9 protein-coding genes are annotated in these 11,269 nt (G+C 68.9%); 6 read left to right on the top strand and 3 right to left on the bottom strand.

Annotation, left to right across the window (positions count from 1 at the left end):
• Nucleotides 1–15 precede the first annotated feature (15 nt).
• The 4 genes from SYV04_RS10410 to SYV04_RS10395 are packed head-to-tail and all read left to right on the top strand — an operon-like array spanning nucleotide 16 to nucleotide 6,010.
• A complete protein-coding gene (locus SYV04_RS10410; protein WP_321545527.1) occupies nucleotides 16–2,388 on the top strand; it encodes a gliding motility protein in 2,373 nt (790 codons plus the stop codon).
• A 6-nt stretch (nucleotides 2,389–2,394) separates the two neighbouring features.
• Nucleotides 2,395–3,600 (top strand): radical SAM family heme chaperone HemW, encoded by a 1,206-nt coding sequence (gene hemW / locus SYV04_RS10405; RefSeq protein WP_321545526.1) that lies wholly within the window; start codon nucleotides 2,395–2,397, stop codon nucleotides 3,598–3,600.
• Between the two features lie 16 nt (nucleotides 3,601–3,616).
• Nucleotides 3,617–4,417: a tetratricopeptide repeat protein gene (locus tag SYV04_RS10400; protein ID WP_321545525.1), complete on the top strand. Its 801-nt coding sequence runs from the start codon at nucleotides 3,617–3,619 to the stop codon at nucleotides 4,415–4,417.
• Between the two features lie 54 nt (nucleotides 4,418–4,471).
• The gene (locus SYV04_RS10395) at nucleotides 4,472–6,010 is read left to right on the top strand and encodes a DUF4388 domain-containing protein (RefSeq protein WP_321545524.1); all 1,539 of its coding nucleotides are present in this window, start codon (nucleotides 4,472–4,474) and stop codon (nucleotides 6,008–6,010) included.
• Nucleotides 6,011–6,027: 17 nt separating this feature from the next.
• Here the strand turns inward: SYV04_RS10395 and SYV04_RS10390 are convergent, their stop codons facing one another.
• From SYV04_RS10390 to SYV04_RS10380, 3 genes are all read right to left on the bottom strand, one after another.
• Nucleotides 6,028–6,819 carry a S1 family peptidase gene (locus SYV04_RS10390; protein ID WP_321545523.1) on the bottom strand — a complete coding sequence of 264 codons (792 nt, stop codon included), beginning with the start codon at nucleotides 6,817–6,819 and terminating at the stop codon, nucleotides 6,028–6,030.
• A 144-nt stretch (nucleotides 6,820–6,963) separates the two neighbouring features.
• A complete protein-coding gene (locus tag SYV04_RS10385; protein WP_321545522.1) occupies nucleotides 6,964–7,770 on the bottom strand; it encodes a trypsin-like serine protease in 807 nt (268 codons plus the stop codon).
• A 188-nt stretch (nucleotides 7,771–7,958) separates the two neighbouring features.
• Nucleotides 7,959–9,158 carry an ABC transporter substrate-binding protein gene (locus SYV04_RS10380; protein ID WP_321545521.1) on the bottom strand — a complete coding sequence of 400 codons (1,200 nt, stop codon included), beginning with the start codon at nucleotides 9,156–9,158 and terminating at the stop codon, nucleotides 7,959–7,961.
• A 201-nt stretch (nucleotides 9,159–9,359) separates the two neighbouring features.
• Between SYV04_RS10380 and SYV04_RS10375 the strand changes: the two genes are divergently transcribed.
• On the top strand, nucleotides 9,360–9,836 hold the full coding sequence (locus SYV04_RS10375; protein WP_321545520.1) for an SUF system Fe-S cluster assembly regulator: 477 nt from the start codon (nucleotides 9,360–9,362) through the stop codon (nucleotides 9,834–9,836).
• Nucleotides 9,833–11,269 carry a Fe-S cluster assembly protein SufB gene (gene sufB, locus SYV04_RS10370; protein WP_321545519.1) on the top strand — a complete coding sequence of 479 codons (1,437 nt, stop codon included), beginning with the start codon at nucleotides 9,833–9,835 and terminating at the stop codon, nucleotides 11,267–11,269. The genes SYV04_RS10375 and sufB overlap by 4 nt, the downstream gene beginning before the upstream one ends.

The raw sequence follows: 11,269 nt of genomic DNA, 5'->3' as shown, positions 1-11,269 counted from the left end.
TAACCTGCACCCAACATGGCATCGCCCCTGGAAGAGCTGGATCCGCTAGCGGACCTGCGCGAGAGCCTGGAGGGTGAAGCCCCCAGGGCCGGCACACTGTCCGCGAGCAAGCCGGCGGCCCCTGCCGCCGGGGTGGCGCCGCCTCCGCTGCCGCCGCGCAAGGCGGCCTCCGCGGCGGCCTCGGCCAACACGGCGCCCGCGCCCATTCCCAGCCAGAGCCAGTCGGGCATCCCCTCGCCCTTGGCCAAGAACCGGCCGCTGGGCGGGGCGGACCCCTTCGGTGAGCCCGCGGAGCCCCGGCTGCCCATGGGCGCCTCGCCGGAGGAGAAGCTCGACTTCTTCCGGCAGGTCCTCAAGCAGAAGACGGAGACGCTCTCCCGGGCGCGCTCGCTGTACACGGAGAAGGAGTCGGAGCTCTCCACGCTGCGCCAGTCGGTGACGCAGCTGAAGAAGGAGATGGCCGACACGCAGAAGGTCGCCGCGGACGCCAAGCGCGAGGCGCTGGATACCAAGGGCCAGCTCGGGGGGATGAAGGACCTGCCCCAGAAGCTGGCCCAGGCGACCGAGGCGCTGGCCCGTGAGGAGAAGCGCGCGGCCGCGGCCGAGGCGCGCCGGGCGGAGGTGGAGGGCGAGCTGGAGGCGGTGGAGGCGGACCGCAAGGACCTGTCCCGCGCGCTGGCGGACGTGGAGGCGGAGCTGCCGCGCCTCAATGACGACCTGCGCTCGGAGCGCGAGGCGCGCGCGGCGCTGGCCGAGGAGCTGGTGGGCGCCAAGGAGGCCCTCTCCCTGGCGCAGGACCGCGTGGCGGACCTGGCCGCGGAGAAGTCCGAGGCGCAGGGGACGATGGAGGCCGTCCAGGAGCAGTTCCAGGCCGCGCTGGCGGACGTGGAGCGGCTCACGACGGAGCTCGAGGCTGCTGCCTCCGAGAAGGAGGAGGTGGCGCTGCGCAACAGCCAGCTCGAGACGGCGTTGGCCGAGGCCACGGGCAACCTCAGCGCGCTGGAGAGCGAGAGCGAGTGGTCCCGAAGCTCGCTGGAGGAGGCGCAGGCCCGCGCGCAGCTCACCGAGGCGGAGCGGGACGAGGCGCGCTCGGAAGTGGCCACGGTGCGTCAGCAGCTGGAGGCGCTCGAGGCGGAGAAGAGCGCCCTGCAGGGGGAGCTGGACACCCTGCTCGCGCAGAAGAACACCCTCCAGACGGAGAAGACGACCCTCCAGACGGAGAAGAACACCCTGAGGACGCGGGTGGCGGAGCTGGAGCGCTCCGTGGCGCTCAAGGACGCGGACCTGGTGGGGGTGCGCGCGGCGCTCTCGGCTCGCACGGCGGAGGCGGGCTCGCTCACCGGCCGGGCGGAGGTGGCCGAGGGCCAGGTCGCCACGCTGACCGAGCGGGTGCAGGGGTTGGAGGCGGAGCTGGCCTCGCTCTCCGAGCGGGCGCAGAACGCCGAGGTGGAGGTGGCCACGCTGCGGGGCTCGCTGGAGGCCAGCGAGGCCGAGCAGGTGTCGCTGCGGGACCGCATCGAAGCCGACACCGTGTCGCTGACGGAGGCCACGCAGGTGGCCGAGGCACGGGTGGAGGAGCTGAGCGCGGCGCTGGAGGCCATGCAGGCCGAGCGCGACGCGGCGGCGGGCGAGGTGGCCACGCTGAAGGCCACGCTGAAGACGACGCAGACCTCCCTGGAGACGACGAAGGCGGAGCGGGCCGGGCTGTCCGCGCGCGTGGTGATGCTGGAGAAGGGCGGCACGCAGCGCGACACGCAGGTGACCGAGCTGACCGCGAAGCTGGAGGCGGCGCGCGCCGAGGCGGACGACAAGACGGAGCGGCTCAACCAGCGGGTGAAGATGCTGGAGGGCGCGCTGGAGACGGCCCGGGGCGAGACCGAGGCGGCGAAGAAGAAGGCCGCCAACGAGCTGTCGGCCTCCGAGACGACGGTGCGCTCGCTCAAGAAGAAGGAGGAGGAGGGCACCCGGACGCGCGCGGCGCTGGAGCAGAAGCTGGCGCAGGCGGAAGGCGCGCTGCAGTCCGAGCGGGGCAGCCAGGGCGAGCTGGGGCAGCGGCTGAGCCAGCTCGAGGCGACGTTGGAGTCGGCGCAGGCCGAGCGCTCCGGGCTGGAGCAGCGCATCTCCGAGCTGGAGGCGGAGCTCCAGGCGGCGCAGGTCGAGCGCGAGGGGCTGGCGCACGAGCTGGAGCAGGCGCGGGCGAATCCTCCGGCGGCGGCGGGGGGAGGAGAGGCTTCGGCGGAGCTGGTGGCCGAGCGCGACAAGCTCAAGTCGGACATCGCCGCCATGAAGAAGAAGCTGGTGCAGGCCGAGTCGGCGATCGAGGCGGCGGCCACGTACAAGGCGAAGGTGGCCCGCTTGGAGGCACAGCTGAAGGGGGCCAAGAAGTAGGCGCTCATGCCGGCTCTCGCGCCCATCGACGCTTTCACGGGGATGCCAGCGGCCCGCTTCGGGCTGTACCTCCACTTCCCGTACTGCCTGGCGAAGTGCCCGTACTGCGACTTCGCGGTCTCGGTGTCGCGCCAGGTGCCGGAGGAGCGCTACGCGCGCGCGGTGCTCGCGGAGCTCGAGGCGCGGCTGGCGGCCATGCCGGAGCTGCGCACACGCCCCCTGGAGTCCATCTTCCTGGGCGGAGGCACTCCCTCGCTGTGGCACCCCCGGTGGGTGGCGCACGTGCTGGAGGGCATTTCCGCGCGGATGGCGGTGGCGCCAGGGGCGGAGGTGTCGCTGGAGGCCAACCCGGAGCGGGCGGACTCGGAGCGGTTCGCGGGCTACCAGTCGGCGGGGGTGAACCGGCTGTCGTTGGGGGTGCAGTCCTTCCAGCCGGAGACGCTCAAGGCGCTGGGGCGCGAGCACGACGCGCGGGGCGCGGAGGAGGCGTTCCGGGCGGCGCGGCGCGCGGGCTTCGAGTCCGTGTCCATGGACTTCATCTATGGCGTCCACGGGCAGACGCGGGAGCAGGTGGAGGCGGACGCGCGCCAGGCGGTGGCACTGGGGCCGGAGCACCTGTCCACCTACGCGCTGACGCTGGAGCGCGAGGTGCTGGCCGAGGACACGCCGCTGGCGAAGCGGCTGGTGCGCGGCGAGGTGTCGCTGCCTCCGGACGAGGAGGTGGTGGCCATGTCCGCCACGCTGTGCGAGGTGTACGAAGCGCACGGCCTGCGCCGGTATGAAATCTCCAACCACGCGCGCGAGGGGTACAGCTCCCGGCACAACGCGCTGTACTGGACGGGGGGCGAGTACCTGGCGCTCGGCGTGGGCGCGACGGGGATGCTGCACACGCCCTCGCCGCACCGGTACGTGAACCTGCGAAGCGCGGAGGCGTACCTGCGCGCGGTGGAGCAGGGGACGCTGCCCGAGGCGAGCCGAGAGGCGCTGACGCCAGAGGAGCTGTTCGCCGAGCGGCTGGCCATGGGGCTCCGGCTGCGCTCGGGGGTGGACTGGGAGGGCGTATGTGCCGCCTACGGCCAGGACCCCGAGCCCCGACGCGCGGAGATTGCCCGGATGGTGCAGCATGGGCTGGCGATGCTGCGGGGCGAGCGGCTCATCCTCACCGACGCGGGGGCGGACCTGCACAGCGCCATCAGCGCCAGGCTGATATGAGGGACAGGACCCAGATATGAGCAAGTGGCTGCTATGGATGCTCCTCACCTCCCTCACGGGCCGGCCGATCGTGTCGCTGGTGCTCGTGCTCGTGGGTGTGTGGGCGGTGGATCGCTTCACCTTCCAGTTCCTGCCGAGCCCGCTGCGGGTGTTCGGCCGGTGGCGGCGGGCGGGACAGCTCGAGCGGATGCTGCTGGCCAACCCGCATGATCGTCGCGCCCGCTACGAGCTGGCGGACCTGCGAATCGGACGGGGGCGGTACAAGGACGCGGTGGAGGTGCTCAAGCCCAACCTGGAGGCGGGAGACGACGACGTGGACACGCTCTTCCTGCTCGGGGTGGCCTACCTGGGCGCGGGCGAGGTGGCCAAGGGCGAGCTGCTGCTGGACGAGGCGAAGAAGCTCAACCCGGACTACCGCCATGGCGCCATCGACCTGGAGCGGGGGCGGCTGCGGCTGGCGCACGGGAACGCGAGGGGGGCGGTGGAGGCGCTGGAGAGCTTCGTGAAGGGACGGCACGGGACGGTGGAGGGGCGGGTGCTGCTCGCCAAGGCCCTGGACAAGACGGGCCGGGACGCGGACGCGGCGCTGATGCGCGACGACGCCTGGAAGGAGTACGTGGCGGCGCCGGGCTTCCAGCGTCGTCGGGAGCGCATGTGGGCCTGGCGCGCCCGCCCGAGTCGGCCCCTCACCTACGCGGCCGTGGCCCTGGGGGTCCTGGCGCTGAGCTACCAGGTGCTGAGCCGCGTCCAGCCTCCCATGCAGGACCCCCACGCGGCCCCGTACTCCTCGGCGTCCGATAGCGACTTTGAAGAGTGACATACCTGTTGGGTTTTCCGTAGAATTCCGGGCTACACCGATCGAGGCCCGCCGATGTTCCCCGCCCCATCCCATGTGCTGCGCCAGCGAGAGGGGACGCTCGCCGAGATACCGCTGCCGTTGTTGCTGCACGCGCTGGACGTGGAGGAGCGCACCTGCACGCTGGAGCTGAGGGCGCGGCAGCGTGAGAAGCGCATCACCTTCGAGGAAGGTGCGCCGGTGGCGTGCGTCTCCAACCTGCTGCACGAGACGCTGGGCAAGTTCCTGGTGGAGAAGGGGAAGCTGGACGAGGCGGACTACCAGAAGGCGCTCTCGGAGAGCGTCCAGACGGGGCAGGAGATAGGAGCGCTGCTGGTGCAGAAGGGGCTGATCAGTCCCTTCGATTTGTACAAGCAGCTGCAGGCGAACCTGGGCTTGAGCCTGCTGGACTGCTTCCGGTGGACGGAGGCGCGCTACCGGCTGATCGCGGACGTGGAGCCGCCGGCCACGAGCGTGCGAACGAACTCGGCGCAGCTGATCCTCACGGGTGTGGCGAGTGTGATGCCGTTCGACGCGGTGACCACGCACTTCAACTTCGGCGAGGAGCGGAGATTCGCGCAGGTGCCGGGAGTGGAGGGGCCGAAGCTGTCGGCGAAGGATGCGCGGCTGTTGCAGGCGCTGCGGCTGCGGCCCACGTTCACGGAGCTGCGGGAGCGTACGGGCTTCGACACGGAGACGGCGCTGCGCCGGCTGTACGCGCTGTGCATCGTGGGGATCGCGGACTTCGCGGACGCGGTGGAGGCACGGCCGGTGCCGGCTCCGGCGCAGGCGCCTGTTCCGGTGGTGGTGGTGGAGCCGGAGCCCGTGGCCCCGGCGGCGCCCTCGGGCACGCCGTTCTCGGATGAGGACGAGGGGGTGCGCAACGCTCTGATGAGCGCGTTCATGTCGCACCGCGCGCAGGATCCGTTCGCGCTGCTGGGGGTGCCGGAGGATGTGCAGCCGTTGGCGCTGCGCAAGGCGTTCCTGGCGATGGCGGACAAGTTCAACCCGCTGCGCTTCAACACGGCGGACCTGAAGGAGAAGGCGGAGGTGCTGCTGGCGGCGTACGCGCGGGCGTTCGGGGTGTTGCTGGAGCCGGACCTGGCGGCGTTGTGGCGCAAGCGGCGTGCGGCGGCGCGGGAGAAGGAGCGGGGGGCGACGGGGAGGCCGACCACGGAGGAGCAGTTCCGCATCAAGACGGAGTTGTTGGACGGGCGCACGCAGTTCGATCAGGGCAAGAAGCGGCTGGAGGGGCGCAACTTCGCGGGAGCGTTCGAGTACTTCGAGTACGCATGCGACATCGAACCGAGGCCGATGCACCTGGCCTACCGGGCGTGGGCGCGCTACCTGATGAAGCCGGAGGCGCACGGCAAGCTGGCGCTGCAGGAACTGAGCGAGGTGCTGCGGCAGGACCCGAACCTGGAAGAGGGCTGGTTCTTCTTTGGCGAGGTGAGCCGAGGCGAGAGCCAGTGGGCGCAGGCGGAGGACGCATACCGCAGGGCGTTCAAGCTGAACCCGAAGAACCGCCGCTACGTGGACCTCATCCAGGAGACCATCAAGAACGCGAAGCGCTGAAGGTTGGAGCAGGGCGTCTACAGCGACCTTCCGGGCTTCTGGGACATGAGCTGCTCTGCCCGCTCGCGGTGCTCCTTCAGCCAGAGCAGGTGGGGATAGATGCTGGTGAAACGGGAGGCCGAGCCATCTCCCTGGCCGACAATTCCCACCAGCCAGCGCCCCTGCCCATTCTCGCGGAAGCAGGGGCCGCCGCTGTCTCCGTCGGCGGCATGGGCTCCACTCATCTCGAACATGAAGGTGATGTCCTTGTCGCTTCGGTCCTGGAGGTTGGAGCGTCCTTTCTGGGTGACGGTGTTGCGGCCGAAGAAGCGCCGGCCCTTCTTGCCTCGCTTCAGCTCCGTCAAGCCATACCCCACCGCGACGAACTCGCTATCGATCTCCACCTCCGTTTCGGTCAGTTGGAAGCCCATCACGACATCTTGAAAGGGCTTCTCCAGATAGATGACCGCCAGGTCCGAGCTTGCCTCGAGCACGGACTTCCCCTCTCCGAGGCGCGCCTTGAACTTCTCGTGCGGCCGAACCGAGCCCTGACGGAACTGCGCGACCCATTCGCCGTTTGAGCGCTCATAGGCGTAAGCGGTGACTTGAGCGCCCTGGACACACGTGGTGCTGTCGATGACCGTGCGTCCGTCCTTCGGCCAGCAAACGCAATGCGCCGCGGTGAGAACAAGGCGAGGGTGGATGAGCACACCGCTGCACAACTCGGAAGGGTCCCCGACAGCCACCGTGGAGAGGTAGCGGTTGTCGCGATCCTCCTCGGAGTGCAACACCATGAAGCGCATCGACGAGGAGCGGAGCCTGGGCCGCAAATAGGACGGAGAACCTCCCTCGTTCGTGGCGTTCCCGGCGCACCCGCCGAAGACAAGCAGTACCAGCAGTAGGGAGGTGGTTGGCGCCTTTCGCGCCCAGCCTGTGTTCATGAACAGTCTCCCAGGACTTCGGAGCCAGGTGTTCTATGGGGAACGGGAATCAGCGGGACCCGAGGCCGCTGCGTGCCGGAGTTCCTCGCGCAGCCAGTCCCGGTAGAAGGCGATGCTCGTAAAGGACATCTCCGAGTCCGAGCCCAGCCCTACGACTCCGAGCAGCCAGCGGCCTTTCTCATTCTCACGGAAGCACGGGCCGCCCCTGTACCCCGTGTTGAAGTACGCCCCCTCTGGCTCGTACAGGATGACTCCTCCCTGAGCAGCCTGCGCGTTCTTGACCCGACCCCGCTTGAAATAGCGGGTCCCATAGATTCCTCCCAGGCCTTGCTCATTTCCATAGCTCGCCATGACCAGGGGTTCGTTGGCGCGAGCCTCCGCCTCCGCGAGAGGAACATCAGGAAGACCGAGGTTCGCCGGCGGCTCCAGGAGAATGACCGCGAGGTCCGCATGACTCGTCACCACGGCCTCTCGAGCATCCAGGGTGAGCTTGAGCTCGGGGTGAGGTCGGACCTTCCCCACGAAGTCCCGAATCCGCAATGCCGACCTGGATGGATCTTCCGAAGCGACATGGCGGATGGCGGTCACGCGTGCCTGGCTTGCGCATGCTGAACCGTCGATGAGGATGCCCGGGGTGCCATCGAGGAGAGGCGCCTTCCGCCATGCGCAGACGCAATGGCCCGCCGTCAGGACGAGGTGAGGTGAGAGGAGGATGCCGCTGCAGGACACCTCCACCGTGGACTCTTCCACCTCGACCATGACCGTGGAGGCATAGCGGTTGGTGAGGTCCTTCTCTCCGAGCAATTCGAGCAGGCGCCCATCCGAGGGCAGGAACTCCAAGACCCTTCTCGAAGGGGTGACACCCCCATCTTCTCCATTGCTGCTCAGTCGGCGCGCGCCCGCATCGAGTCCTGCCGGAGTCCCTGCTGGCGAGCCTCGGGCACAACCGCCCACCCACCCCAGCATCACGAGCAGGGGCAGGAGGGAAAGTCCCGACATCTTCGAACAGGCGCGCACCACCCTCAGGGCTACGGCGCCACGGTCGTCACGAACTGCGTCTTCCCATCCACCACCTTCAGCACCACCGCCTGCTTCTCCGCGTCGCGGTTGGCGTTGATGGTGATCTTCCCCGCCACGCCCGGGAAGTCCTTCGTCGCCGAGATGGCGTCCCGCAGCGCCTTGCCCGACAGGTCCGGCGAGCGCTTCATCGCGTCCACCGCCAGCCGCGCCGCGTCGTACCCCAGCGCCGCCACGCTGTCCGGCAGGCTGCCGTAGGTCTTCTGGTACTTCGCGATGAACTCCTTGAGCAGCGGGTCCGGGTTGTCCAGCGCGTAGTGGTTGGAGAAGTAGCTGCCCTCCAGCGCCGAGCCGCCCAGCTCGAACAGCTTGTCCGACTCCCAGCCGTCCCCACCCAGCAGCGGCACGCCCTGCAACCCCATCTCCCGCGCCTGCCGCGCGATGAGCCCCACGTCCGTGTAGTAGCCCGGCACCCACACCGCCTGCGGCTTCTTCTGCTTGATGGCCGTCAGCTGCGCCCGGAAGTCCGTATCCCCCTTCGAGTAGCTCTCGCTGGCGACGATCTGCCCGCCCATCTTCTGGAACTCCTGGGTGAACACGTTCGCCAGCCCGATGGAGTACGCGCTCTTGTTGTCCGTCAGCACCGCCACCTGATCGACCTTCAGGTTCTCCCGCGCGAACTTCGCCATCACCTTGCCCTGGAACGGATCGATGAAGCACACGCGGAAGATGTAGTCGCCCTTCTGCGTCACCTCCGGCGCCGTCGAGGTGGGCGTGATCATCGGCACGCCAGCCGCCTGCGCCTTCTCCGCCATCGCCATCGACACCGAGGAGGCCGCCTCACCCAGGATGACCACCACCTTGTCCTGGGTGATGAGCCGAGTCACCGCCTGCGCCGCCTCCTCGGGCTTGCCCTGGCTGTCATACACGCGCACCGCCAGCTTCTTGCCCCGCACCCCGCCCGCCTCATTGGCCTCGTTGAGCGCCAGCTCGATGCCGTTGCGCGCGGAGATGCCGAACGTCGCCTCACTGCCCGTCAGGCTGCCCACCTCGCCCAGCAGGATGGTGCCCGAATCGGTCGTCGGGGCGCCGGCCTGGACCTCCGCGGGCGCGGTGCCCGTCGAGGGAGCAGGCGGGGGCTGAGTCTTCTTCTCGCAGGCCACCACGGCCAGAGCGAGCGCGGCGAGGACCATGGAAACGGGACGGCGCATGAGCAAGCTTCCTCCAGGGCAATGCCCCCTCTTCACACGTCCCTCCGGCGGCTTCAACCTCCCAGCCCCCTGCCGAGGGAACAGGCAGGCAGATCCACCCCCGGTGGGGCCTGATTTTAATGTGGACCGGATTGGTACTGTTTAAGTAGAGAGGCCCCCCGCGAAGCCTGGGCAGCGCTGGGCGTACAGGAGAGAGACCGGATGTTTCGGATGAGCAAGATGACCGACTACGGCCTCGTGCTGCTGACCGAGCTGGCGCGCGAGGAGGGCAACACGTGTACGGCGCGTGAGCTGGCCGAGCGCACGCGCGTCCCGCTGCCCTCCGTGAGCAAGGTGCTCAAGGGGCTCCAGACGGCGGGCGTGTTGATCTCGCACCGGGGCGCCCTGGGCGGCTACGGGCTGGCCCGCCCCGCGGCGGCCATCCCGCTCACGCAGATCATCACCGCCCTGGAAGGCCCCGTGGCCATCACCGAGTGCGTGCAGCACACCGAGGGTGAGGCCTCCTGCGAGCTGGAGTCGGTGTGTCGTCTGCGCGGCCACTGGCGCGTCATCAACCAGGCCATCCACGACGCGCTCGGGCGGCTGACGCTGGCCGACCTGTGCGCTCCCACCCCCCGCGTGGAGCGCCTCGTGGGGCTGAACCTCCCCGCGCGCTCGGCCACGGGAGAACTCGCATGAGCACCGAGACCCTCCAGGAGCTGACCCGAAAGGGATACCAGGCTGGCTTCGTCACGGCCGTGGAGTCGGACACGCTGCCGCCCGGGCTGAACGAGGACGTCATCCGCGCCATCTCCGCGAAGAAGGGCGAGCCCGAGTTCCTGCTCGACTGGCGCCTCAAGGCCTATCGCCACTGGCTCACCCTGAAGGAGCCCAACTGGCAGAAGGCCACCTACAACCCCATCGACTACCAGGCCATCCGCTACTACTCGGCGCCCAAGCAGAAGCCCAAGCTCGACAACCTGGACCAGGTGGACCCGGAGATCCTTCGCACCTACGAGAAGCTCGGCATCCCCCTGGAGGAGCAGAAGCGGCTGCAGAACGTGGCGGTGGATGCCGTGTTCGACTCGGTGTCCGTGGCCACCACCTTCAAGGACAAGCTGGCAAAGGCGGGCGTCATCTTCTGCTCGTTCTCCGAGGCCGTGCGCGAGCACCCCGAGCTGGTGCGCCGCTACCTCGGCAGCGTGGTGCCCTACTCGGACAACTACTTCGCCGCACTCAACTCGGCCGTCTTCAGCGATGGCTCGTTCGTCTACGTGCCCAAGGGCGTGCGCTGCCCCATGGAGCTGTCCACCTACTTCCGCATCAACGCGGCGGAGACGGGCCAGTTCGAGCGCACCCTCATCGTCGCCGACGAGGGCAGCTACGTGAGCTACCTCGAGGGCTGCACCGCGCCCATGCGCGACACCAACCAGCTGCACGCCGCTGTGGTGGAGCTGGTGGCGCTGGATGGGGCCTCCATCAAGTACTCCACGGTGCAGAACTGGTACCCCGGTGACGCGGAAGGCCGCGGCGGCATCTACAACTTCGTCACCAAGCGCGGCATCGCCCACAAGCGCTCCAAGATTTCGTGGACGCAGGTGGAGACGGGCTCGGCCATTACCTGGAAGTACCCCAGCGTCATCCTCAAGGGGGATGACTCGGTGGGCGAGTTCTACTCGGTGGCGCTCACCAACCACCGCCAGCAGGCCGACACCGGCACGAAGATGGTGCATATCGGCAAGAACTCGCGGAGCACCATCGTCTCCAAGGGCATCTCCGCCGGCCACGGGCAGAACACGTACCGAGGGCTGGTGAAGGTGCTCAAGAGCGCGGAAGGGGCGCGCAACTACACCCAGTGTGACTCGCTGCTCATGGGCAGCCAGTGCGGCGCCCACACGCTGCCCTATATCGAAGTGAAGAACGCGTCCGCGCAGGTCGAGCACGAGGCGTCCACGTCCAAGATCGGCGAGGACCAGCTCTTCTACTGCCAGCAGCGGGGCATCTCCCGCGAGGACGCGGTGTCGATGATCGTCAACGGCTTCTGCCGGCAGGTCTTCAAGGAGCTTCCCATGGAGTTCGCGGTGGAGGCCCAGAAGCTGCTCGGGGTGAGTTTGGAAGGGAGTGTCGGGTAG

The organism is Hyalangium ruber (assembly GCF_034259325.1).
Lineage (GTDB): Bacteria > Myxococcota > Myxococcia > Myxococcales > Myxococcaceae > Hyalangium_A > Hyalangium_A rubrum.
The sequence above is the reverse complement of the archived record's forward strand: the minus strand, read 5'-3'. Positions and strand labels throughout refer to the sequence as shown.